Raw genomic sequence first — 25,239 nt, forward strand, 5'->3', positions numbered from 1 at the left:
TAGCTTAGAAGGATAATTAAAAGCTATATTAAAATTATCATATTTCTAAAAGAAAAAAGTGACCAGTCATAACCGATCACAAGAGAATTGCTACTTCTTATCTTAACATGTTTATTGGTACTTTCGCACTGGCAAATTTTCACCTTATTTTATTTCTAATACTGAAACCGTTAACGTCGCTGTTACTTCATGGTGAAGCTTTACTGGCACTTTTGTATGTCCTAATGTCCGAATCGCGTCATCTAATTCCATTTTACGTTTATCAATTTTAATGCCATGTTTCTTTTGTAATTCTTCTGCAACTTGCTTAGTGGTTATGGAACCAAACAGTCTGCCGCCTTCACCAGCCTTGGCTGTCAGTTCAACAGTGGTCTTATCTAAAACTTCCTTCAGCTTTTTAGCTTCCGCAAGCTCTTGGGCTGCAGCCTTTTCTTCCTTTTTCTTTTGAGCATCAAGAGAACTAATATTAGCATTACTTGCCTCAACCGCCAGGCCTTGTTTAATTAAAAAGTTATGTGCATAGCCATCCGCGACATTCTTAACTTCTCCTTTTTTACCTTTACCTTTAACATCCTTTAAAAATATGACTTTCATTCTTTTTTCACTCCTTCAAAATAATCATCAATCGCCAGCTTTAATTGGGCCTCTGTTTCTTCAATCGTCAGTCCAGTCAGCTGGGTAGCTGCATTCGTTAAATGGCCTCCGCCCTTGAGGCTCTCCATGATCACCTGCACATTGATATTTCCAAGTGACCTAGCACTAATAGCAATCACGCCTTCGTCCCTTTTCGCTATCACAAAGGACCCGAGCACCCCATCCATAGCTAATAAGGTGTCTGCAGCCTGTGCAATGATGACCTGGTCATACAGGTCTTGTTCTGTACCTTTAGCAATGGCAATTCCATCACGGTAAAAGGCCACTGATTCAATTAACTTCGATCGACGTATATAGGTGTCGACGTCTTCCTTCAAAAGCTTTTGAACCAGAATCGTATCAGCTCCATGTGCCCGTAGATAAGAAGCGGCATCGAACGTCCGTGAGCCGGTTCTTAACGTGAAGCTTTTTGTATCGACAATAATTCCTGCTAAGAGGGCGGTCGCCTCTATCATTTCAATTTTACCTCGTTTTGGCTGATATTCCAAAAATTCTGTCACAAGCTCTGCTGTTGAGGAGGCATATGGTTCCATATATACAAGTAGAGGGTTCGCTATAAATTCTTCTCCGCGTCGGTGATGGTCAATGACCACCTTATGATCAATTTTATTTAATAACCGTTCCTCTATCACCATAGAGGGCTTATGAGTATCGACTATGACAAGCAATGTTTTTTCTGTAGCAATTTCTAATGCAAGTTCAGAATCAATGAAGTAAGAATATAATTCTTCTTGGTGGCGGATTTCGGCCATTAATCTTTTTACTCCACTTTCCATTTCCTGCATGTTTACAACGATATAAGCTTCCTTCTGGTTCATTTGAGCTACCTTATAAATACCAATACTTGAACCAATTGAGTCCATATCAGGATTCTTATGCCCCATGATGATGACTTTATCACTAGCGATAATTAAATCCCTAATGGCATGGGAGATCACTCTTGCTCTCACTCTTGTCCGTTTCTCAACAGGGTTCGTTTTGCCCCCATAAAATTTCACCTTGCCGCTTGGCAGTTTAATGGCCACTTGATCGCCGCCTCTGCCTAGGGCTAAGTCAAGACTGGATTGAGCCATAGCACCTAATTCGGGAAGGGAAGATACACCTGTGCCGACACCGATACTTAATGTAAAGGTGACATTTTGCTTAGAGGTCATTTCTCTCACTTCATCGAGGATCGTGAACTTGCCCTTTTCAAGAATACGAAGAATTCTTTCACTAAAAACGGCAATAAAACGTTCAGATGAAACCCTTTTTAAATAAATACCATTATCCTGGGCCCATTTATTTAAAATCGACGTAACTAAATTATTAATGCTGCCACGCATTTGATCATCCATGCCCTGTGTAAGATCATCATAATTATCAAGAAAAATCGTGGCAATAACCGTCCGATCATCCTGATACCTTTTCTCGATCTCCGTTTGCTCCGTTACATCAAAGAAATATAACAGCCGTTCTTGCCGTTTATGGACAACCCGGAATTTTCGTTCATGAAGGGTAAAAACTTCTGTTTCTACCTCTTGTTTAATTAAAGGAATCAATGCATCTGCAACATCGTAAAGTGATCTGCCTACTAATGTAACCTCATCAAAGCAGGAGGAGAGATACGGATTTGTCCACTCGATATAATATTCCTCATTGATAAGCATAATCCCGATTGGCATTTCCATCAGGGCTTCTTCGCCAACCTTTTTCACTCGATAGGACAGAGTGGAAATATATTTTTCCATCTCTTTTCGCTCTTTGCGGTCAATGACTAACATATAGTAGAGGGGCACTAACATTAATAAAAACCCAGCTACGCTCAAAATCCAATTATATAAAAGCAGGATGATAAGCAGAACCACAGTAACGCCAATAAGCCCATAAAAAGGGTAACGAATTGACCGCTTTTCAAAAAATGCAGGCAAAGTCTTCAGCTCCTTGACGTTTTACTCTTTTTTGGCAAATCGTTTTCTAAAATCAAAACCTAAATCAGTAATCCCTAATATCATTATTATATAATGAACAATCGGTATGATGAAAGATAGAATTACGATGAAGATCGCAAAGCCTTTTCCAAACGAACGCTGATAAAAAATAAAAAATAAACAAGCTAAACCCTGTAAAAATATAAACCATTCTAAAATAAATCTGGCATTAATGATAACTAGATATAAATATGTACCCTCTTGAGGGTGAAATAATAAAAAGCCTCCTAATGCTGCTAAGTAATACCAAAGAAGACTTTTAGGCAGCATAAGATTCCTAAATTTCCCCCACGACGGAGCTGTAACACCAAACCTTTTGGCAATTGGGAAACAAATCCACTGTGTAATAAAAGCATACACAATCGCCACCGTTATTAAGTAACCTGGCGCCAATGTCTTGATGTTTTTAATTAAATTGGCATTTTGCTCCTGCAAAAGCTTGACTTGGTCTTCTTTTCCTAATGCCTGCAGCATTGCTTGTGATTGTTTCATGGATTGTTCTAACATTGTATTTAGCTCATGGAGAAAATTAATGTTCATAAATGTAACAAGTACGGCATAAAAAATGACCAAACCAATAATAAAGGTAAGTGTACCTCCTATTAATACCGCTGACCTGCTTTTTGTTTTTTGAGTTATATAGCCCATGACAACACCAGCAGCACCAAATAGGGCCATTAACCCCAGACCTTGTAAGGAACTAGAGATAAACGAGATAATAATAGCCGCAATAAAAAAGACAGCAATATATTTCAGGTTATTTTTCGCTGAAAACATGATAAATGGCAGCGGCAGGATAAAAACACTGATTATACTTAAGGGTGGTATGTAGATTGTTATTAATAAAAAGACGGTAAAGGCTGCTAAAAGAATAGCACCTTCCGTTAAATTACGGACATTTTTCACTTCAACACCTCATAAATAATTACATCTATTTCTTTATTTTAGCCACTAACTCGTTTTGATACAACTTTTGATAAAAGAAAAAGACAGTAAGGATGTCCTTACTGTCTTTATTCGAGATGCAATAAGATCGCACAGCCAAGCCGGCAAGAAGGTTAAAAAGCCACCTTCTCACCAGCTCGACCTATGCTTGGCTACAGAAAGTTAACACTTTATGTACGCATTAAAGGAGACTAGGACATTGGCTCGCTTTGCTCGCCACTGCCCAAGTCTCCCTATATCGCCCAATTCAAGGCGCTTATGCTTTTATTTATTCACCAGCTACGAATGGTAGTAATGCCATTTGACGTGCACGTTTGATTGCAACTGTTAGTTTACGTTGGTATTTAGCGCTAGTACCAGTTACACGACGTGGTAAAATTTTTCCACGCTCAGAGATGAATTTTTTAAGTAAATCTACATCTTTGTAATCGATGCGAGTGATACCATTTGATGTGAAATAGCACACTTTACGACGCTTTGCGCGACCGCCTTTACGTCCTCCTGCCATGAAAATTCCCTCCTTTATTTTTTTATATGGTAACGTTCAAAAGGTTAATTTTAGAATGGTAGATCGTCATCAGAGATGTCAATCTGACCAGTTCCTGCAAATGGATCTTCATCCATGCGGGTAAACCCTTTGTTTTGGTTTTGATTTGGACGTTGATTCTGATTGCCGCTGCCATATGAATTACCTTGTTGAGGTTCCATAGGAGGAGCACCATAATAATCGTTGTTGCTTCTACCGCCACCACCAGAAGACGACTTAGGCTCCAGAAATTGAACACTTTCCGCTTGAACCTCTGTAACGTAAACACGTTTACCATCTTGTCCTTCATAGTTGCGCGTTTGAATACGGCCATCAACACCTGCAAGGCTGCCTTTTTTTAGGAAATTTGCCACATTCTCAGCAGGTTTACGCCAAACAACACAGTTAATAAAGTCTGCTTCACGCTCACCTGACTGACTAGAAAATGGGCGATTAACAGCTAAAGTAAAAGTAGCAACAGGAACCCCATTTGGTGTATAACGCAAATCAGGATCTTTTGTTAAACGGCCGACAAGAACGACACGATTCATCATCAGAATCAACTCCTTTTCTTTTGGCAAAACATTCCATATGAAACATTTTACCAAGATATATATAATTCTTATGCTTCTTCTTTAATTACGATATGGCGAATGATATCTTCGCTGATCTTTGCAAGACGAGAAAATTCTTGTACTGCAGCAGCTGAAGATGTAGTTTTAGCAATTTCGTAGTATCCGTCACGGAAATCGTTGATTTCGTATGCTAGACGGCGCTTACCCCAATCTTTTGTTTCAGCAGTTTCCGCACCGTTTTCAAGAAGAATTGTGTTAAAACGCTCAACAAGAGCCTTCTTTGCTTCATCTTCAATATTTGGGCGGATGATGTACATGATTTCGTACTTATTCATCACAGTCACCTCCTTTTGGTCTAAACGGCCCAATAATGGGCAAGGAGCAATTATTTAATTACTCACAAGTTGAAATTATAGCACAGAAGAAATTAAAATGCAATGTCCTTCACGTTACTGCCACATTTTATTCATAGAAAAGCGTTATAAAAGAGGCTCCGCAATCAAGCAGAGCCGTGTCATACTATACGTTAAAACGGAAATGAATCACATCGCCGTCTTTAACTTCATAATCCTTACCTTCTAAACGGACCTTTCCTGCTTCCTTTGCCGCATTATGGCTGCCAGCAGCTAATAAGTCATCATAAGAAACAATTTCCGCTCGGATAAATCCGCGTTCAAAATCAGAGTGGATGATTCCGGCACATTGCGGAGCCTTCATCCCTTTTTTGAAAGTCCAGGCACGGACTTCTTGTACACCTGCTGTGAAGTAAGTAGCTAATCCAAGCAGGCTGTAGGCAGCACGAATTAATTGGTCTAAACCAGATTCCTCAATGCCTAGCTCTGAAAGGAACATTGCCTTTTCTTCGCCTTCAAGTTCAGCAATTTCCTCTTCAATTTTCGCACAAATCACAATAACTTCCGCATTATCAGCAGCAGCAAATTCGCGAACCTTTTGAACATATTCATTACCAGATGGATCTACAATATCATCTTCACTCACATTAGCCACATACAGAACAGGCTTAATGGTTAAAAGATGGAGTCCTTTTGCTAATTTCATTTGTTCGTCTGTGAAATCCACTGTACGAGCCGGTTTCTCTGCTTCAAAAGCATCGCGCAACATTGAAAGAACCTCAAATTCAGCAGCTGCATCTTTATCTTTTTGCTTGGCCAATTTTTCTACACGGCTAATTCGCTTTTCCACTGATTCCATATCAGCAAGAATCAACTCAAGGTTGATGGTTTCGATATCATCAATTGGGTCGACCTTCCCTGATACATGGGTAATGTTTTCATCGGCAAAACAACGGACTACCTGACAAATCGCATCTACTTGACGAATATGTGAAAGGAACTTGTTTCCTAGTCCTTCACCTTTACTAGCACCCTTAACAATCCCGGCAATATCGGTAAATTCAAATGCCGTTGGAACTGTCTTTTTCGGCTGTACAAGTTCAGTTAGTTTTTGCAGTCGATGGTCAGGTACTTCTACAATCCCTACGTTCGGGTCTATCGTACAGAAGGGGTAATTCGCTGATTCCGCTCCTGCTTGTGTTATTGCGTTAAATAATGTCGACTTACCAACGTTCGGCAAACCTACAATACCAGCTGTTAAAGCCATTCACGTTCACTCCTAATAATCATCTATATAAAAATAAGTTCTTTTATATTAAAAAGCCTCTCACAATTATAAGGCAACTGTCATAAAAAATACAACTGCCGCTTTTGTGCGTCAGTTAGTTTGTTTCAATTCTTTCAAGGTTTACAAGACAATCATAAAGTGTACTGCCAAGGCCATTATCTGATTCCCGGCTTGAGGTCAGTTGATTAACTGAGCCGCCAAACCTCTTCCAAATACCTTCATCAATATTAATCGTGTTAGGATGTGCCTTCACCAATATTGAAATATATCCCCTCACTTCACCGCGGTCATTCCACACCCTTACATAATCACCATCTAAAAGTCCCCGATCTTCGGCAATATTAGAGGCAATCTCTACTTTAAGCTTGAGGCTGTCACCTAAAAGATGATAATTCTGCGAATGGTTCGAACGCAGCGGATGGATAGTAAGCAGTTGATAAGGATAGGTTTCGGCTAGCAAAGGATTGTTCCATTTTGATTCATCAGGAACGGCTAACGCTAACAATCCATTCTTGCCCTTTGACTGACCCAAAAGTGAAGTGAATTCAAACTTTTCTGTTGGGGTTTGGAATTTACGATTATGCCATGGCACCTTTTCAACTGGCAGTTCCATCGTGTGCTGCTCTTTTAATTTCTCAAGAGTAATTCCTGAATCTTCCAGTGGCTTTAAGGTCATCCTTAACCATTCATCTCGCGTATAAGCAAAATCGGCACCAAATCCAAGTCTTGCTGCCAGCTGTGTCCAAATCCACAAGTCAGATTTCGCTTCTCCAGGGGCCGAAACAAGTTTTGGCCCATAATTTATATAATGATGATACATAGAAGAATAATAAAAGTCTTCTTCTTCAAAAGCAGTTGTTGTCGGCAAAACGTAATCAGCTAATAAAGCCGTATCCGTCATAAATTGATCTAACACTACAACAGTTGGCACGGAAGAGAATGCTTTTTCAACTACACCGCTATCCGGGACCTGTGTGAGTGGATTTCCACATGTCACCACAATCATTTCGATAGCCGGGTCGGCAGCCTTTAAGGTCTCTTCGGCCTGTTTCATAATAGAAAATTGCCGACTGTCTTGTTTACGATGAGGGAGGGTTAACTCATTAAAAGCAAAACTTTGACCAACCTGGAGATTAGCATAATTGGCTCCCCCTCCCGGAATGCCAATATTTCCACTTATAGCCGCAAGGGCATCAATCAAACGAATGGTATTTCCGCCATTTTTATACCGCTGCATTCCTAAGCCCATAAAAGTGGCGGTTGGTCTATCACAATACACAAGAGCTAATTGGGTGATAACCTCCGATGAAACTTCCGTCATTTCACCGATCTTTTCTAGGGTAATACTATCAAGAAGCCTCACTAAGTCTGCAAATCCATGTGTGAATTGCTCAATAAAATCCCGGTCCTCTATGCCAAGCCGGAGAATTTCCTTCATCATTCCTGCCGCCAATAATCCATCCATCCCCGGCTTTACGGTAATAAATTGATCTGCCAGTTTGGCAGTGGCATTATAGAGCGGGTCAATTACAAAAACCTTAATCCCTTGTTTCTTTGCCTCTAGCAATCTTTCATATAAATGCATATTGGTTCTGGCAACATTTCGTCCCCAAATAATTATGTTTTTGCTATTAACAATATCATCGGGTCCATGGCTGTAGGCATTGCCAAAATCCCACTTTTGGGCTTCAATTCCTGCTCCCCAGCAGAGAGATCCATAAACTTGCGTTACCCCGCCATAACAATTAAAAAAACGCTGGTCTAGGTTTTTTAAGATTCCATTATTGGCGTAGTCATGGCTATGCAGTACAGCAGTCGTCCCAACTGTTTGTTTTATTTCGCGTAACTTCACTGCTACTTCATCAAGTGCCTGATCCCAAGAAATTTGTACAAATTCCCCATTCATCTTTTTTAACGGGTATAACAGACGCTGCTCAGAATTGGTCCTTTTCTCCAGCATCCGGCCGCGCCCGCAAATTTTACCTCTAGTGATCGGATGTGTCTCGTCACCCTCCACTTTAACAACTTTGCCATCGTCGATTGTTACATGAAAACCGCAGTTATCCCAACAATTTAATGGACACGCAGCTTTTCGTATTTCTGCCATCAATTCCACCCCCGTCTTACGCACTTCTATTTATTAACTACCTACATAGAGCTGAATAAAAAAAGAAGCATGAAAAATTATCCTTCATGCTTGACTAAAATCTTTTTCATTTTCCTTGAAAACTCTCTTCTTGGGATCAAAACACTATGACCGCAGCCCTCACATTTAATTCGGACATCCATTCCCATCCGAATAATCTTCCAGCGATTGGTTCCGCATGGATGTTGTTTCTTCATTTCAACAACATCATTCAGGGCAAATTCTTTTTCCTCCATCAGTTTATCCCCCTTATACACTAGGTTCTTTTATGTTACCATTATCCTTCGAATACATAACCATTCGTGGATATGGGATTTCAATTCCATGCTCATCTAAAGAGAGTTTAATATCTTTACGCATTTTCCTTGCTACAGCAGCATGCTGCATTGGCAGTGTTTCTGCAACAATTCTTAATGTCACTTCAGAAGGACTGAAGTTTTGGATACCTAGAAAATCAGGTTCTCTAACCAATTCTTCATATCTTTCCGGCATTTTTTGAAGTAGTTCCCTAATAACCATTTCAGCCTTATCTAGATCCTCTTCATAAGCGATTCCAACATCTATTATCGCTAAACTATTATTAATTGAAAAGTTTGTTACTTCCATAATGTTTCCATTAGGTAAAATATGAACTTCTCCGGTCCAGCTTTTTAATTTCGTCGTTCTTAATCCAATCGCTTGGACATTGCCTTCAAACTGCCCGATTCGGACGTGGTCGCCAACCGAAAATTGATCTTCAAAAATAATAAAGAAGCCGGAGATCACATCCTTCACCAAACTCTGTGCACCAAATCCGACAGCTAAGCCAACTACTCCAGCTCCAGCAATTAGCGCCTTCACATCGAATCCTAGCACCGAGAGGATCATCATAAAGGCAATAAAATAAACGACATATGTCAGAATGTTATCAAGCAGCTTAGATAGTGTAGCCTCCCTGCGTTCTGATGTGTTCAATGGGGAGAGGTTTCTGATTTTAAAAATATTATGGATCGTCAACTTGCCAATTCGGATTAGTATATTAGCAATCAGCATGATTACAATTATTTTAAGCAAGCCTTCGCCTATATTTAACCATGTATCTTCATTTTGATATTTATCAATAAGCTTTTGTATTCCTCTTTGTGTAATACTCATAAGTCACCTTCCTAAACCCTTTTCACCCATTTTATTTTAACAATAATTCGATTTAGATAATAGCATTATGAATTTTCATTTTTTACCACTACGATGTATAGATTTTCAAAATTTTCCGTATACTGAATAAAAAGTAGAAACAACTATGGTAGCACCTGTATAAGTAAAGGACTAATTATGTGCTAGGGAGTGGAAGGAATGAATTTAAAGACTGGCTTTTTTGACAGGAGGAGCAAGGTAAGCATCGTTCATGATGAGTCTAACGCGGCTGAACAGCTTGCTCGTGAATTACTTCTGAACATCCCTAGTGTAACTCGACGTCCCATTGTATTTGTATGTATTGGAACCGACCGCTCCACAGGAGACTCATTAGGACCGCTAGTTGGGAGTCTCCTTGAGGAGAAACAGCTCCAATCGTTTTACGTTTACGGAACTTTAGATGAGCCTATCCATGCTGTGAATCTTGCTGATAAGCTGCGAGAAATCAGCGCCACTCATGCCAATCCATACATAATTGGGATTGATGCCTGCTTAGGGAGGATAAAAAATGTCGGTGTCATCCAAATAGGAAATGGGCCTGTCAAACCAGGAGCAGGGGTAAATAAGGAATTACCTGCTGTAGGAGACATCCATATCACCGGTATTGTCAACGTCAGCGGCTTTATGGAGTTCTTTGTTTTACAAAATACCAGGTTAAATCTTGTGATGAGAATGGCCAAAACCATTGCGTCTGGAATAGTTCAAGCAAGCCAACTTTACCCAAAGCAAAACTGGGCTGAATTAAATTGGATCGAAGAAGAAAAAACAAATTAAAAGAGCAATCAAGTCGATTGCTCTTTTTCCATGAGATAAGAAAGTATAAAAGTTCTTGACTTCGAGAATTGTCCAGCTTCAGGCGCCATCGGCTCGAGGTCACAAGCTTATCCAGTTGCGGCTCCTTGGGACTCAAGTCATAAGCCACTCCCTGACGAAGGCAAAAAACGCCTTCTTACATGGTGCGTCTTATTCCTTCGTCCCAGAACAATCGCCTCCACATTTAGATCAATCCGTCCAAAAGGTTAAAGAACAACCTTTCAGCCGGCTCGACTTGTGCTTGTCGCCGAAGTCTAAGCGCCTTGCGCTTTTCTTATTATAAAATATGATGATAGTTATAGAGGATTGTGACAATAATCCCTGTCACCACGATACCTGGAAGCAGATTGGCCACCTTAATCTTTACTATGCCAGTTAAATTTAAGCCGATCGCAAAAATCATTACACCGCCCGTTGCGGTCATTTCCGTAATAAATTGATCCATTAATTCCTTTGGAACAAATTGATTTATTTGCGTAGCAAATAGGGCAATCAACCCCTCATAGAGAACAACAGGGACTGCTGAAAAAATAACGCCAATTCCAAGCGTAGTCGTTAAGATTAAGGCCGTAAAGCCATCGATAATTGATTTTGTGTACAATACGTCATGGTCGCCGCGAATACCGCTATCAAGTGCACCTATAATCGCCATTGCCCCAATCACAAAGATTAAAGTTGCGGTAACAAATCCCTCAGAAATGCTTCCTTTCCCATTAGATCCAACCCTGCGCTCAAGCCAACCGCCTAAATCATTTAATTTTTCCTCTAATTTTAATAGCTCACCTGCAACTGCACCTACTACCAAGCTAATAATAACGATCAGAAAGTTTTCACTCTTCAAGCCCATTTGTAATCCTAAAACCATAACAGAAAGTCCGATCGCATACATGACCGTCGTTTTCATGCCCTCCGGTATCCGATTTAACCATTTACCGAGAAGAGTCCCAATAATAATTAACAAACCGTTAACAAGTGTTCCTAATAAAAACATACGCTTTCTCCTTCTTCGCCTCTCGAAATAATAATAGTTATAACCTATCATGTCCATGAATGAATTGGAAGATTTTTTAACAAAGAAAAACCCGCCGAGTGGCGAGTCTATTTATATATTAGAGTCTTCCTGATCAAGCATTTCTAATATCCGCTCTAAATCAGCTTGTGAGAAAAATTCAATTTCAATTTTTCCTTTATTTTTCTTTTGTACGATATTTACGGTTGTTCCAAACCGTTCACGAAGAGAATGCTCATGCTGCTGTACAAATACATCCTTTTTCTTTTCCGGCTTTTTTGTTTCACGTGAAACATTTTCGTTTATTTGCTGGATTAGTTTTTCTAATTGACGAACATTAAGCCCTTCATTGACTACCTTTTCTACTAGAACTGGAAGCTTTGCTTTCTGTCTGAGTCCTAGTAACGCACGGCCGTGCCCCATTGAAATTTTCCCGCTTGAAATAAGTTCCTGAATTTTTGGAGGGAGGGAGAGCAGGCGGATATGATTGGCTACATGCGGCCGGCTTTTGCCTAAGCGCTTGGCTACTTCCTCCTGTGTCAGCTTTAACTTTTCAATTAAGGTTTGATATGCTTGTCCCTCTTCGATTGGATTTAAATCTTCTCTTTGCAAGTTTTCAAGGACAGCTAATTCCATCATTTGCTGCTCCGTTAGCTCACGGACAACAGCAGGGATTGTTTCGAGCTTTGCTTCCTTGGCAGCGCGAAAGCGACGTTCACCTACGACAATTTCATAGCCTCTAATACTTTTGCGGACCACAATTGGCTGCAGAATTCCATGCTCAATAATAGAATCTCTTAATTCATCAATTGTTTCTTGCTGGAAGGTCTTCCGTGGCTGATATGGGTTTGGACGAAGTTCCTTAAGCTTAATTTCTTGGACTGTTTCTTCTTTACTTGCTTCATTAAAAAAAGCATTCAGCCCTTTTCCTAAGCCTTTAGCCATTTGTGACCACTTCCTTCGCTAAATCTAAATAAACTTCAGCTCCACGGGATTTCGCATCATAGGTAATAATTGGCTCTCCATGACTTGGCGCTTCACTTAGACGTACATTTCTTGGAATAATGGTTTTATAGACTTTATCTTGGAAATATTTTTTTACCTCTTCAATGACTTGAAGCCCAAGATTGGTCCTTGCATCGAGCATGGTTAATAGCACGCCCTCAATTTTCAAATCTTGATTTAAATGTTTTTGGACGAGTCTGACCGTATTTAATAATTGACTAAGTCCTTCTAATGCATAGTACTCACATTGAACCGGGATTAAAACCGCATCCGATGCAGTTAATGCATTTAATGTTAATAGCCCTAATGACGGCGGACAATCGATTATAATATAATCAAACTGATCCTTCACTTCCCCAAGAGCACGTTTTAAACGAACTTCTCTTGAAATAGTTGGGACCAACTCAATTTCGGCTCCTGCCAGTTGAATAGTAGCCGGAATCGCATACAAATTTTCAACAGAGGTTGCTTTAATGACATCCTTTGCCTCCACATCATCTACTAAAACATCATATATACACTGTTCTACTTCAGCCTTTTCAATACCAACTCCGCTTGTTGCATTTCCCTGCGGGTCAATATCTACCAGTAAGACCCGTTTCCCTATGTATGCTAAGCAGGCACCTAGGTTGACAGAGGTTGTCGTTTTCCCGACTCCACCTTTTTGGTTTGCAATTGAAAGGATTTTCCCCACGTTGTCACCTACCCTAAAATTAAAAAATAGTAATCTTTCGTTCTATCAAATGTAATAATTATCTCAATAACAGAAAAGGAAGTAAAATTTCCATTCCTTTATTTTACCATGATTTTAATAGTAGTTGGTTTTTTTCCTAAAAAAATTCCATTAGGAAATTATACTTATTTTTTCTCAATCCCGCCAACCGCCCGTGCCTAGTAGAAATTAACAGTCACACAGAATCAATAAAAAAGAAGAACCAAACATCACTCTGTCTGGTTCTTCTTTTTTATTGATTTACTTTTTCTTAGGAATGCGGATGGTAAATTGGTAAAATTCATCAAACTCTTCTTCTTCAGAGTCTAAATTAATCCCACTGTCCGATACCATGGAAAGTGATTGCCGGATGGTATTAACGGCAATTCTCATATCTTTACTAAAAGCTTTACGCTTCGGCTTTGGCTGTTGATTTTTTTGTTCAAGCAGGCGGACAACTCGTTCCTCCGTTTGCTTTACATTTAAATTTCTCTCCATCACTTCTGCTAATAAGGTCACTTGTTTTTCTGGATCCTTAAGCGGAATGAGGGCACGTGCATGGCGCTCAGTAATGACCTTGCTTAACAAGGCATCCTGAACAGGCTGAGGCAATTTAAGAAGACGCAGCTTATTAGCGACGGTAGACTGACCTTTTCCTAGGCGCTGTGCTAATGCTTCCTGCGTTAAGTTGTGCAGTTCAAGCAGTTTACCGTACGCAATTGCTTCCTCAATCGGAGATAGTTCCTCACGTTGTAAATTTTCAATGAGGGCTACAGATGCTGTTTCCGTATCGGAAAGGTTTTTAACAATTGCCGGGGCTTCTGTCCAGCCAAGCTTTTTCATTGCCCGCCAACGGCGCTCTCCGGCTATAATTTCATATTTATTGTCAGCAAACTCTCGGACGACAATCGGCTGGATAATACCATGTATATGAATCGTACGAGATAATTCTTCAATTTTCTCTTCATCAAATACCGTCCGTGGCTGGAATCGGTTCGGAATAATTTGGTTAATCGGTATTTTCTTGATCTCTTCGCTTCGTTCTATATTCAGCTCCTGCTCAACCTCTTGCTCTCCCTTTTCGCCGAGGCCAAAAAAGCGTGTAAATGAACTCTTCATCCCCAACACCACCTTTAAGAAACTCCCTATTACTTATTCTATATGCAAATAATTTCTTCCTGCCTGGGATACTATTTTTGTAAAAATTGTTATGTGCTATTAAACGTAAACCAGCCAAAACCTGCAGCAGCTGGGGTTATTCAATTGGCGATTTGCCAGGTGTACCTGGCTTGCGCGGATACTTCTTTGGCGTCTGTTTTTCTTTTTTTATAATCAATATGGTTCGTTCACTATCTTCCATTGGCAGCGTAAATGTATGGACCTTTTCAACCTTGCCTCCGAGAGTCGAAATTGCCTTTTGCGCGGCGTCTAATTCATCCTTAGCGTGTAAAGCTTTCATTGCAAGAAAATGTCCGCCTACTTTTGCTAATGGTAAACAAAACTCACTTAATACAGACATTCTGGCCACCGCTCGTGCCGTCACGACATCAAAGGTTTCCCGGTAAGCAGGATTGACACCAAAAGTTTCCGCGCGGTCATGAACAAAATGAATATTTTCCAAATTTAAAACATCTGCCAGATGGTTTAAGAAGGAAATCCGCTTGTTTAACGAGTCTACAATCGTCACTTCAATCTGTGGATAAACAATTTTTAACGGGATGCTTGGAAAACCAGCCCCGGCACCTACATCGCATAAATGAAAAGGCTTTGAAAAATCAAAATAGAAGGAAGCGGTAATTGAGTCATAAAAATGCTTTAAATATACATCCTTCTTTTCTGTGATGGCGGTAAGGTTCATTTTTTCGTTCCACTCAACCAAGGTTGTAAAATAGACTTCAAACTGGTTAAGCTGTTTTTCAGAAAGGGAGATCCCCTTCTCCTGAAGGTTCGCTGTAAATTGTTCAATATTCATTAACAAATCTTCCTCACTGGGAAGAGCCCATTATATTAGAGCTCTTCTTCCTTTGCTTTTCTTATTCGTTTGATACCCTGGCAATTCGGCCTTGTTCGAGGTATACAAGCAGGATGGAAATATCTGCTGGATTAACGCCGGAAATACGGGATGCCTGAGCAATGGAAACAGGTTTAATTTTCTTAAGTTTTTGTTTTGCTTCTGTCGCCAGTCCGTTAATCGCATCGTAATCGATATTTTCAGGTATTCGTTTGTTCTCCATTTTCTTAAGCCGTTCAACTTGCTGTATTGATTTATCAATATAGCCCTCGTATTTAATTTGAATTTCTACTTGTTCTTTGATGTCATCATCCAAAGGCAGTTCGCTCTTAGTTAATTTTTCTAATAACTCATACGTCATCTCTGGCCGCTTTAATAAGTCGGAAGCACGGATCCCGTCTTTAAGCTCACTGCCGCCGATGCTGCGAATCAACTCTTGGACTTCAGCAGATGGTTTTAAAATAATCGACTGTAGACGTTCCCTTTCTGCCTCGATCGCCTTTTTCTTAACTAAAAATGCTTCATACCGTTCATTACGGATTAGGCCAATCTTATGCCCAATCTCCGTCAAACGCAGATCGGCATTATCATGACGCAGTAACAGGCGATATTCTGCACGTGAGGTCAACAAACGATAAGGTTCATTGGTTCCTTTTGTGATTAAATCATCAATTAATACACCAATATAAGCATCTGAACGACTTAAAATTAATTGCTCTTTGCCTAAAGCATTTAACCCTGCATTTATACCAGCCATAATACCCTGACCCGCGGCTTCTTCATAACCGCTCGTTCCATTAATTTGGCCGGCTGTGTATAGGTTTTTGACAACCTTTGTTTCTAATGTAGGCCATAACTGTGTTGGAACAATTGCATCATATTCAATGGCATACCCAGCCCTCATCATTTGAGCATTTTCCAGGCCAGGAACGGTTTTAAGTATCTGTATCTGCACATCTTCAGGAAGGCTTGTGGACATTCCCTGCACATAGACCTCTTGTGTATGTCTTCCTTCCGGTTCAAGGAAGATTTGATGACGCGGCTTGTCATTAAAACGAACCACTTTATCTTCGATAGATGGACAGTACCTTGGGCCTGTTCCTTTAATCATGCCGGAAAACATTGGCGAACGATGCAGATTGTTATCAATAATTTGATGTGTTTGATCATTTGTATAAGTTAACCAGCATGGCAGCTGGTCGGTAATATATTTAGTCGTTTCATAGGAAAAGGCTCTTGGAACCTCGTCACCCGGTTGTATTTCCGTCTTGCTATAATCAATGGTATTGCTATTTACCCTTGGCGGTGTTCCAGTTTTAAAGCGGACTAATTCAAATCCAAGCTCTTCCAAGTGCTCAGACAATCTAATAGACGGCTGCTGGTTATTGGGACCGCTTGAATATTTTAATTCACCTAGGATAATTTCTCCGCGTAAATAGGTTCCTGTTGTAATAACCACCGTTTTGGAGCGGTAGATTGCACCTGTTTTTGTGATAACCCCTTGAACAATTCCATCCTCAACGATTAATTGTTCAACCATACCTTGGAGCAGGGTTAAATTAGGTTCCTCTTCGAGTGTCTTTTTCATTTCATGTTGATAAGCATATTTATCTGCCTGCGCCCTTAAGGCTCTAACAGCTGGTCCCTTGCCTGTATTTAACATCCTCATCTGGATATAGGTTTTATCAATATTTTTCCCCATTTCCCCGCCGAGAGCGTCAATCTCACGGACCACAATTCCCTTTGCCGGTCCGCCTACAGACGGATTGCATGGCATAAATGCCACCATATCTAAGTTGATTGTAATCATTAATGTATTTGCGCCAAGTCTTGCTGCAGCCAATCCTGATTCACATCCGGCATGCCCAGCACCAACGACAATAACGTCAAATTTTCCTGCTTCGTATTGCATGTGTTTCCTCCTTTTCCGTACCATTACGGAAACGTTGCTTCTCCTAGGCTCCATTCTTACCAAGAATGAAAACGAACGCTTTTTTTAATTATCCTGTCCAGAACAGGCGATAGTAAAACGAACGCCCGTCTGGATTTCTACTTTCCTAAGCAAAATTGTGAGAACAGCTGGTCAATCAGGCTTTCATGAACACTATCACCAATAATTTCACCAAGCAGCTCCCATGTCCGAGTCATATCAATTTGAACGATATCAATGGGAACACCCATTTCAACACCCTCAATTGCATCTTCTATGGTTTGAAGACTTTGATTCAATACTGCAATATGGCGGGTGTTTGAAACATATGTCATATCTCCTGATTCAATAGACCCTGAGAAAAATAAAGAAGAAATGGCTTCCTCAAGAGCATCGACACCAAGCTCTTCCAATAAAGAAGTGGTCACCAATTTATGCTCTCTAGCAAGCTCACGAACCCGTTCCATATCAATTTGTTGCGGCAGGTCTGTCTTATTTACAATCACGATAACATCCATTCCATTGACCACTTCAAACAGATTCTCATCTTCCTCGGTGAGTTGGTCTGAATAATTTAACACAAGTAAAATCAGATCCGCTTCTTTTAAAACTTGACGGGAACGCTCGACGCCAATTCGTTCAACAATATCCTCAGTTTCCCGAATTCCGGCCGTATCTAATAATCGAAGTGGAACACCACGGACATTCACATATTCTTCAATGACGTCCCGGGTCGTCCCTGGGATATCCGTAACAATTGCTTTATTTTCATGAACAAGACTATTTAATAAAGAAGATTTTCCGACATTTGGCCGGCCAACAATAACGGTCGATAAGCCTTCTCGTAATATTTTTCCTTGTTCGGATGTTTGTAATAGTTTTTGGATTTCCTCCCGCACAAAATGGGCTTTTTCTAAAAGCAGCTTATGTGTCATTTCCTCGACATCGTCATATTCCGGATAATCAATATTTACTTCCACATGCGCTAAAACTTCTAATATTTCCTGGCGTAATGTTCGAATTAATTTTGAGAGTCGGCCTTCCATTTGGCCAAGGGCTACATTCATTGCCCGATCTGTTTTTGCCCGGATTAAATCCATTACGGCCTCTGCCTGCGATAAATCAATCCGTCCATTTAAAAAGGCACGTTTCGTAAACTCTCCCGGCTCAGCCAATCTTGCTCCATATTTTAACACCTGCTGGAGCACTCGATTGACAGAAACTATTCCTCCATGGCAATTAATTTCGACTACATCCTCTTTCGTGAACGTTTTTGGTCCCTTCATAACCGAAATCATAATCTCTTCGATCACTTCACCACTTTTCGGATCGAGTAAGTGCCCGTAGTGAATGGTGTGAGAGGGAACATTGATAAGCTTTTTCCCGCCAATTCCTTTAAACAGCTTGTCCGCTATTCGAATTGCATCATCACCACTCAAGCGCACAATCGCAATTGCACCCTCTCCCATCGGAGTTGAAATCGCCGCAATTGTATCAAATTCCATTTATTTCACCTCACATTTTAAAAGTTAAATCTATTGTATTGATTCAAGTTTTATATCCAAAAAAATAGAATACCACATCAGTATCTGTTAAAAAAGTAAACAAACTTGGTCTAACCACTTATCCACAATCTCCATTTGTCCTTTTATTATTTTAACTTATCAACATGTGAATAACAATAAGATGAGGTCAGCACATTTCTTTTGATGAAATAATAAAAGTTATCAACAGCTAACAATTTTAAAAAAACAGCACAAAAAAAAGACACTCTACTGGTAGAATGTCTTCAATAATTTTTAATTCTTATCTTTTCACTGGAGTAATAACGATAAATCGATGAGGTTCAGTTCCGTCTGAAAGTGTTTTAACGCGTCTGTTTTCAGATAAAGCAGAGTGAATAACTTTACGCTCATACGACGGCATTGGTTCCAATGCTACATCTTTTCCCGTCTTTATTGCTTTACCAGCAAGCCGGTAGGCCAGCTGAATGAGTGTTTCACTTCGGCGATTCCGGTAATCTTCGGCATCTAAAATCACAGTTAAATACTGATTTGAAAAGCGGTTAATGACTAGCTGTGTTAAATATTGAAGTGAATTTAGCGTTTGACCTCTTTTTCCAATTAAAAGAGCAATTTTTTCACCCGTCATTACAAAGGTCACTTGTTTACCGTCCCGCTTAATTTCAATTTCCGCCGGTGCACCCATTTGTTCGCTAACTTGTGTTAAAAACTTCTTTGCCTCTTCAATCGGATCAAAAATCACGGTCACTTTAACAACAGCTGGCCTTGATCCGAAAATACCGAAGATTCCTTTTTTGCCTTCATCGATTATATCCACATCTGCGCGGTCTTTGGTGATATTTAATTGAGCTAAAGCTGATCCTACTGCTTCTTCGACAGTTTGTCCTGTAGCAGTTACCTGTTTCACTTTTTTGCTCCTCCCGCATTACCGGCGGCCTGCGCCTTTAGGTCCGGTCCTTTGATAAAGTAGGTTTGTACAATCATAAATATATTTCCGACAACCCAATACAATGAAAGGGCTGCAGGGAAACTAAATGCAAAGAAAACAATCATAATTGGCATCATCCAGAGCATCATGGCCATTTGCGGATTTTTCTCTTGTCCTGCCATCATCATTTTTTGCTGGATAAAGGTCGTAATTCCTGCAATGATTGGCAGGATATAATAAGGGTCCTTTTCTCCGAGATCAAACCAAAGGAAACTGTCTGAGGCAATTTCTCTTGTCCTTGAGATAGCATGATAGAAACCAATTAAAATCGGCATTTGCACGATTAACGGGAAACAGCCGGCCATCGGATTCACACCATGCTTTTGAAAAAGTGCCATTGTTTCCTGCTGAAGCTTTTGCTGTGTCTTTTGGTCTTTAGAGCTATACTTTTCACGTAGTGCTTTCATCTCCGGCTGCAAAGCCTGCATCGCCTTAGAGCTTCTCGTTTGCTTGATCATAAGCGGCAGGATCGCTAGACGAATGACAAGGGTTACCACAATTAGCGATAAACCATAGCTTCCCCCCAGCAAATGTGCACCTTCTTTTAGTAACCATGACAAGGGATAGACAATATATTCATTCCAAAAGCCTGTACTTTCTGATGTAATTGGCCTTTTAATTTCACTGCAGCCAGTTAAAAATAAGAATACAGTTAGAACGCCGAACGAAAGTAATATTCGTTTTTTCAACCAAAATTTCCTCCTTACCTCTATGTAGTAACTATTATTTGATATGTAATCACTTCTTCTTATTACTAATCAAGGCATTTTTTTGAAAACTTAGCACTTCAGGTTTTATTTTAGCATTTTTTTTAAGAGAATGTCTTCACTCTTCTGGTTTATTTTAACTTTTTTCTTAGTAATTTAGTTTTTCTTCAATACTTTACCAACCTTCATTACATGGGTAAGACTTTTTTTCACTTCAAAAAAGTCCATCTCAGCAACAGGTTTTCTAGCAATAATCACATAGTCGTTCCCCATCGCTAGTTGCTCCTGAAGTTCAAAGACAGCTTGTCTCACATAGCGTTTAATTCTATTTCTGGTAACAGCATTTCCAATCTTTTTACTTACAGACAAGCCGATGCGAAAATAATCTTGTTCCTCTTTTTCTAATGAATAGACTACAAATTGCCGGTTCGCAAACGATCGGCCCTTCTTAAATGCAGCCTGAAAGTCATTATTCTTCTTTATTCGGAATTCTTTTTTCATAAAAAAAACTCCTTTATCTTATGATGTATTCTTTCAATTTTCATAAAATAATGGTCAAGGCTATGTTACAGCGCTTCCACTATAATTGAAAAAAAGACCACTGAGACGTTCAGTGGCCTAAGCTGATAATACTTTTCTTCCTTTTTGACGACGGCGAGCAAGAACCTTACGTCCGTTTGCTGAGCTCATACGACTGCGGAATCCGTGAACTTTACTATGTTTACGTTTATTTGGTTGATACGTTCTTTTCATATATGACACCTCCCTGAGGAATAGCTATCAAGTTAAAACTTAATTGACAGTCTTACTTATTATAAAGACGTCTACTTGCAATTGTCAACAACCCTCTAAAGATTATTCCTAATTTCCAATATTTTTCGGTATGAGTTCTACCGATACTAGAAATTATATCGATAAGATGTCGATCCTTTAACAGAGACCTGAACACTTCCACATACTACATACTGCTTTAAAAATTGTCCAGCGTGTTTCCTTTATCTCATTCGGAGCAGTTCCAATCCATACGTCGCTAAACGGTGCCTCCGCTTTTCTATGTTGTCCAGCTTCAGCGCCTAGGGGCTCGGGGTCATAAGCCATTCCGTCAAGAAGGCTAAAGTGCAGCCTTCTCGCCGGCCCGTCTTATGCCTGTCGCCCCTGATCAAGGCGCTTCCGCTTTTCTGGATTGTCTAGCTCCGGCGACCAGCGACTAGTGTATTGGCCCGCTCCTCCTTACGATAAGTCAACATCGAATCGCTAGCGCTCTTCGTGTTTCCTTTATCTCATACGAAGCGGTACCAATCCATACGTCGCTAAACGGTCGCCTCCGCTTTTCTGTGTTGTGGATAATTTTTCGACATTATTTTTATTATCCACACATGATATTGACAGGTTTTACACAAACCTTCAGGTTGTGGACAATTTTTGCACACAGATTGTGACACTTGTGGATAAACTACGAAAAAGCATTGCACCCAAGGCAATTATTTGTTATTATATTTGTGTTTTCACTCTGAATAACTTCATCACAGATAATAAGTTATCCACAAATTGTGGATAACATGTGGATAGTTTATCCAAGCGTTCTGTAAAAACTTGTCCACAAGCGGTGGATATTGTCGAAACTCCACTTTATTTCCTTATTATAAGTTTTTCCACAATCACTATTTTGTATATTTATAAATTAATAGGTTGTACTGCCGGTACAATCTATTTTTCTGGGGCATCAGCCGATTGAAAAATATTATTTGGGAGTTAGACAGTAATAGAGAGAGTGTCAGTTAAGATAAATGGTTTTTATAAAAAATATGAAGGAGGGATACTAGTTGGAAAATATTGCGGATCTTTGGAATGCAGCGCTGGCAAATATCGAGAAGAAAATAAGCAAGCCTAGCTTTGATACTTGGCTAAAATCTACAAAGGCCCATTCCCTTCAAGGTAATCTTCTAGTGATTACCGCTCCAAATGAATTTGCACGCGACTGGCTTGAGGAGCGATACTCCCAGTTAATCTCAGGAATCCTTTATGAAATAACTGGTGAAGAGCTATCTGTAAAATTTATCATTCCGCAAAACCAAAATGATGCAGATAATGACGTCCAGCTGCCGCCTAAAAAGGTGAAAAAGGATGATGACCATGCCGAATTCCCGCAGGGCATCTTAAATCAGAAATATACCTTTGATACTTTTGTTATCGGCTCAGGCAACCGCTTTGCCCACGCAGCCTCCCTTGCGGTAGCAGAGGCACCAGCTAAAGCATATAATCCCTTATTTATCTATGGGGGCGTGGGATTAGGAAAAACACACTTAATGCACGCGATAGGCCATTATGTTTTGGATCATAATCCAGCTGCAAAGGTAGTTTATCTATCATCTGAAAAGTTCACGAATGAATTCATTAACTCGATTCGTGACAATAAAGCAGAGAGTTTCCGCAATAAGTATCGAAATGTTGATATCTTACTTATTGATGATATTCAGTTTTTGGCCGGAAAAGAATCAACCCAGGAAGAATTTTTCCATACCTTTAATGCCCTGCATGAGGAGAGCAAACAAATTATTATCTCAAGTGACCGCCCGCCAAGGGAGATTCCAACGCTTGAGGACCGCCTGCGTTCACGATTTGAATGGGGGCTGATCACCGATATCACTCCTCCTGATTTGGAGACGAGAATAGCGATTCTCAGGAAAAAGGCGAAGGCAGAAGGTTTAGATATTCCTAATGAAGTCATGCTTTATATTGCTAATCAAATTGATTCGAATATTAGGGAACTTGAAGGTGCACTCATTCGTGTGGTGGCCTACTCCTCTTTAATCAATAAAGATATAAATGCCGATCTGGCTGCTGAAGCATTAAAAGATATTATCCCAAGCTCTAAGCCCAAGGTCATAACCATCCATGAAATTCAAAAGACTGTTGGGGAGCATTTTAGTATTAAATTAGAGGACTTCAAAGCAAAAAAACGGACTAAGTCTGTAGCATTCCCACGGCAAATTGCGATGTATTTATCACGTGAATTAACCGATTACTCCTTGCCAAAAATAGGAGAAGAGTTCGGCGGTCGTGACCACACAACCGTCATTCATGCACATGAAAAAATTTCGAAGCTCCTTCAAACAGATTCAACCTTGCAAAAACAAATGAAGGAACTTCATGAAATTTTAAAAATATAGATAAATTTTTTTGTTCAAACTGTGAATAACTTCTTAGAATCTATACACAGTCTGTCCACATGTGGATAGGCTGTGTTTCTATTGATAAATTAGAGTTATCCACATACTAACAGGGCCTACTAGTACTTCTACTAATTTTTTAAAAAATATTATTATATGTTACAGCAAAAAAAATATGCATAAAACGGAGGATTAAATGCCATGAAATTTATCATCCAGCGGGACCGATTAGTTCAAAGTGTTCAAGAGGTAATGAAGGCTGTCACATCCAGAACGACGATACCAATCTTAACGGGGATTAAAATTACAGCAACAGCTGAGGGAGTTACTCTAACCGGAAGTGACTCAGATATATCAATTGAATCGTTTATTCCAAAAGAGGTTGCTGGAGATGAAATTGTTGAAATCAGACAAACTGGTGCGATTGTCCTCCAAGCTAAATTTTTTAGTGAAATCGTTAAGAAGCTACCTACCGATACAGTTGAAATCGAAGTCTTAGGCTCGTTACAAACCGTGATTCGCTCTGGTAAGTCAGAATTTAACCTAAACGGTCTTGATGCAGAAGAATATCCACATCTTCCGCAAATTGAAGAGAACAACAAATTTCATATTGCAACCGATCTTTTAAAAGCGATGATCCGTCAAACACATTTTGCAGTGTCCACCTCAGAAACACGCCCCATCTTGACAGGTGTAAACTGGCAGATCGAAAATGAGGAATTAACCTGTATTGCAACAGACAGCCATCGTCTTGCATTAAGAAAAGCTAAAATTGAAACAGAAAATCATGAAAACTATAATGTGGTTATTCCTGGAAAAAGTTTAAATGAATTAAGTAAAATTATTGATGACTCGCATGAATTAATTGATATTGTTATTACAGAAAATCAAATTTTATTTAAAGCAAAGCATTTATTATTTTTCTCAAGATTATTAGAAGGAAACTATCCTGATACTTCTAGATTAATTCCAAATGAAAGTAAAACCGAGGTAACCGTAAATACCAAGGAATTCTTACAGGCTATTGACCGTGCTTCCCTCTTAGCACGCGAAGGAAGAAATAATGTGGTTAAGTTGTCCACGTTTGATGAAGGAACCATTGAAATATCTTCGAATACACCGGAAATCGGGAAAGTAGTAGAGGAAATTCAAAGCCAGTCCATTGATGGTGAAGAGTTGAAAATTTCTTTTAGTGCAAAATATATGATGGATGCCCTTAAGGCATTTGAAGGAACGGATATTAAAGTAAGCTTTACTGGTGCGATGCGTCCGTTTGTTATTCGTCCACTTCATGATGAAACTATTTTGCAGCTTATTTTACCAGTAAGGACATACTAATCAACGAAGCTTACAACCTATACGCCACCATCTTTTTGGTGGCTATCTTTATGTAACAGAAGGTTTTTTTCGATGCAGTCCTAATCGTTTGCTATTATTTTTTTCGAGTTTCCTTTGTGTCCGACTCATTTTTTTAGTAAAATAAAGTATTGGGACCATTTTTAGAAATGAGGATGAAAAGATGCCTGAAAAAATTAAATTGGATACCGAATATATTACATTAGGGCAATTTTTAAAGCTGGCTGATGTAATCCAGACAGGCGGTATGGCCAAATGGTTTTTGAGTGAGCATGAAATATTTATCAATGGTGAGCAAGACCAAAGAAGAGGAAGAAAGCTCCGCGTTGGTGACACAGTCCAGATAGCCGGCTTTGGAGAATTTGTGATTAGCGAGTAGCTAAAG

25 protein-coding genes are annotated in these 25,239 nt (G+C 39.7%); 4 read left to right on the forward strand and 21 right to left on the reverse strand.

Translation table 11 applies throughout. The annotated features are described in order from the left end of the window. Positions 1 to 144 precede the first annotated feature (144 nt). From rplI to M3226_RS14275, 10 genes are all read right to left on the reverse strand, one after another. Positions 145 to 594, reverse strand: coding sequence for a 50S ribosomal protein L9 (gene rplI, locus M3226_RS14230; protein ID WP_251566386.1), 450 nt, complete (start codon positions 592 to 594; stop codon positions 145 to 147). Next, the gene (locus M3226_RS14235; protein WP_251566387.1) at positions 591 to 2,564 is read right to left on the reverse strand and encodes a DHH family phosphoesterase; all 1,974 of its coding nucleotides are present in this window, start codon (positions 2,562 to 2,564) and stop codon (positions 591 to 593) included. Before M3226_RS14235 ends, rplI begins: the two co-directional genes overlap by 4 nt. 21 nt (positions 2,565 to 2,585) lie before the next feature. Continuing rightward, positions 2,586 to 3,530: a YybS family protein gene (locus M3226_RS14240; RefSeq protein WP_251566388.1), complete on the reverse strand. Its 945-nt coding sequence runs from the start codon at positions 3,528 to 3,530 to the stop codon at positions 2,586 to 2,588. A 307-nt stretch (positions 3,531 to 3,837) separates the two neighbouring features. After that, positions 3,838 to 4,077: a 30S ribosomal protein S18 gene (rpsR, locus tag M3226_RS14245; RefSeq protein ID WP_251566389.1), complete on the reverse strand. Its 240-nt coding sequence runs from the start codon at positions 4,075 to 4,077 to the stop codon at positions 3,838 to 3,840. A 50-nt stretch (positions 4,078 to 4,127) separates the two neighbouring features. After that, complete coding sequence (gene ssb / locus M3226_RS14250) at positions 4,128 to 4,649, reverse strand: single-stranded DNA-binding protein (RefSeq protein ID WP_144566168.1); 522 nt, start codon at positions 4,647 to 4,649, stop codon at positions 4,128 to 4,130. A gap of 68 nt (positions 4,650 to 4,717) precedes the next feature. After that, positions 4,718 to 5,005, reverse strand: a complete 288-nt coding sequence (rpsF, locus tag M3226_RS14255; RefSeq protein ID WP_098530221.1) for a 30S ribosomal protein S6 — start codon at positions 5,003 to 5,005, stop codon at positions 4,718 to 4,720. 184 nt (positions 5,006 to 5,189) lie between these two features. Continuing rightward, positions 5,190 to 6,290 (reverse strand): redox-regulated ATPase YchF, encoded by a 1,101-nt coding sequence (gene ychF / locus M3226_RS14260; protein WP_251566390.1) that lies wholly within the window; start codon positions 6,288 to 6,290, stop codon positions 5,190 to 5,192. A gap of 115 nt (positions 6,291 to 6,405) precedes the next feature. Beyond that, the gene (locus M3226_RS14265; protein WP_251566391.1) at positions 6,406 to 8,418 is read right to left on the reverse strand and encodes a molybdopterin-dependent oxidoreductase; all 2,013 of its coding nucleotides are present in this window, start codon (positions 8,416 to 8,418) and stop codon (positions 6,406 to 6,408) included. A gap of 77 nt (positions 8,419 to 8,495) precedes the next feature. Next, positions 8,496 to 8,693: a DUF951 domain-containing protein gene (locus tag M3226_RS14270; RefSeq protein ID WP_098530218.1), complete on the reverse strand. Its 198-nt coding sequence runs from the start codon at positions 8,691 to 8,693 to the stop codon at positions 8,496 to 8,498. A 13-nt stretch (positions 8,694 to 8,706) separates the two neighbouring features. Further along, the gene (locus M3226_RS14275; protein ID WP_251566392.1) at positions 8,707 to 9,591 is read right to left on the reverse strand and encodes a mechanosensitive ion channel family protein; all 885 of its coding nucleotides are present in this window, start codon (positions 9,589 to 9,591) and stop codon (positions 8,707 to 8,709) included. A 198-nt stretch (positions 9,592 to 9,789) separates the two neighbouring features. Here M3226_RS14275 and yyaC point away from each other — a divergent pair, with 198 nt between their 5' ends. After that, entirely contained in the window at positions 9,790 to 10,404 is a 615-nt protein-coding gene (gene yyaC / locus M3226_RS14280; RefSeq protein ID WP_251566393.1) for a spore protease YyaC, read from the forward strand. Between the two features lie 316 nt (positions 10,405 to 10,720). Here yyaC and M3226_RS14285 read toward each other — a convergent pair whose 3' ends face one another. The 11 genes from M3226_RS14285 to rpmH form a co-directional block, all read right to left on the reverse strand. After that, positions 10,721 to 11,434, reverse strand: a complete 714-nt coding sequence (locus M3226_RS14285; RefSeq protein ID WP_251566394.1) for a DUF554 domain-containing protein — start codon at positions 11,432 to 11,434, stop codon at positions 10,721 to 10,723. A 111-nt stretch (positions 11,435 to 11,545) separates the two neighbouring features. Further along, complete coding sequence (locus M3226_RS14290; RefSeq protein WP_251566395.1) at positions 11,546 to 12,397, reverse strand: ParB/RepB/Spo0J family partition protein; 852 nt, start codon at positions 12,395 to 12,397, stop codon at positions 11,546 to 11,548. Continuing rightward, positions 12,390 to 13,151 carry a ParA family protein gene (locus M3226_RS14295; protein ID WP_251566396.1) on the reverse strand — a complete coding sequence of 254 codons (762 nt, stop codon included), beginning with the start codon at positions 13,149 to 13,151 and terminating at the stop codon, positions 12,390 to 12,392. Before M3226_RS14295 ends, M3226_RS14290 begins: the two co-directional genes overlap by 8 nt. Positions 13,152 to 13,430: 279 nt before the next feature. Further along, on the reverse strand, positions 13,431 to 14,288 hold the full coding sequence (noc, locus tag M3226_RS14300; RefSeq protein WP_251566397.1) for a nucleoid occlusion protein: 858 nt from the start codon (positions 14,286 to 14,288) through the stop codon (positions 13,431 to 13,433). 136 nt (positions 14,289 to 14,424) lie between these two features. Then, positions 14,425 to 15,141, reverse strand: a complete 717-nt coding sequence (rsmG, locus tag M3226_RS14305; RefSeq protein WP_251566398.1) for a 16S rRNA (guanine(527)-N(7))-methyltransferase RsmG — start codon at positions 15,139 to 15,141, stop codon at positions 14,425 to 14,427. Positions 15,142 to 15,202: 61 nt separating this feature from the next. Then, on the reverse strand, positions 15,203 to 17,092 hold the full coding sequence (gene mnmG, locus M3226_RS14310) for a tRNA uridine-5-carboxymethylaminomethyl(34) synthesis enzyme MnmG (RefSeq protein WP_251566399.1): 1,890 nt from the start codon (positions 17,090 to 17,092) through the stop codon (positions 15,203 to 15,205). Positions 17,093 to 17,229: 137 nt separating this feature from the next. Continuing rightward, positions 17,230 to 18,615 carry a tRNA uridine-5-carboxymethylaminomethyl(34) synthesis GTPase MnmE gene (gene mnmE / locus M3226_RS14315; RefSeq protein WP_251566400.1) on the reverse strand — a complete coding sequence of 462 codons (1,386 nt, stop codon included), beginning with the start codon at positions 18,613 to 18,615 and terminating at the stop codon, positions 17,230 to 17,232. A gap of 301 nt (positions 18,616 to 18,916) precedes the next feature. Then, positions 18,917 to 19,540: an RNA-binding cell elongation regulator Jag/EloR gene (jag, locus tag M3226_RS14320; protein ID WP_251566401.1), complete on the reverse strand. Its 624-nt coding sequence runs from the start codon at positions 19,538 to 19,540 to the stop codon at positions 18,917 to 18,919. Further along, the gene (spoIIIJ, locus tag M3226_RS14325; RefSeq protein WP_251566402.1) at positions 19,537 to 20,310 is read right to left on the reverse strand and encodes a YidC family membrane integrase SpoIIIJ; all 774 of its coding nucleotides are present in this window, start codon (positions 20,308 to 20,310) and stop codon (positions 19,537 to 19,539) included. The genes jag and spoIIIJ overlap by 4 nt, the downstream gene beginning before the upstream one ends. A gap of 174 nt (positions 20,311 to 20,484) precedes the next feature. Next, positions 20,485 to 20,829, reverse strand: a complete 345-nt coding sequence (rnpA, locus tag M3226_RS14330) for a ribonuclease P protein component (protein WP_251566403.1) — start codon at positions 20,827 to 20,829, stop codon at positions 20,485 to 20,487. Between the two features lie 117 nt (positions 20,830 to 20,946). After that, positions 20,947 to 21,081 (reverse strand): 50S ribosomal protein L34, encoded by a 135-nt coding sequence (rpmH, locus tag M3226_RS14335; protein ID WP_063255153.1) that lies wholly within the window; start codon positions 21,079 to 21,081, stop codon positions 20,947 to 20,949. Positions 21,082 to 22,151: 1,070 nt separating this feature from the next. On the opposite strand from rpmH, the gene dnaA reads away from it, so the two are divergent. The 3 genes from dnaA (at position 22,152) to yaaA (ending at position 25,233) form a co-directional block, all read left to right on the forward strand. Further along, the gene (gene dnaA, locus M3226_RS14340; RefSeq protein WP_251566404.1) at positions 22,152 to 23,498 is read left to right on the forward strand and encodes a chromosomal replication initiator protein DnaA; all 1,347 of its coding nucleotides are present in this window, start codon (positions 22,152 to 22,154) and stop codon (positions 23,496 to 23,498) included. Positions 23,499 to 23,699: 201 nt separating this feature from the next. Beyond that, a complete protein-coding gene (dnaN, locus tag M3226_RS14345; RefSeq protein WP_251566405.1) occupies positions 23,700 to 24,836 on the forward strand; it encodes a DNA polymerase III subunit beta in 1,137 nt (378 codons plus the stop codon). A gap of 181 nt (positions 24,837 to 25,017) precedes the next feature. Next, entirely contained in the window at positions 25,018 to 25,233 is a 216-nt protein-coding gene (yaaA, locus tag M3226_RS14350; protein ID WP_251566406.1) for a S4 domain-containing protein YaaA, read from the forward strand. The last annotated feature ends 6 nt before the right edge of the window (positions 25,234 to 25,239 follow it).

Source organism: Neobacillus cucumis, from assembly GCF_023715505.1.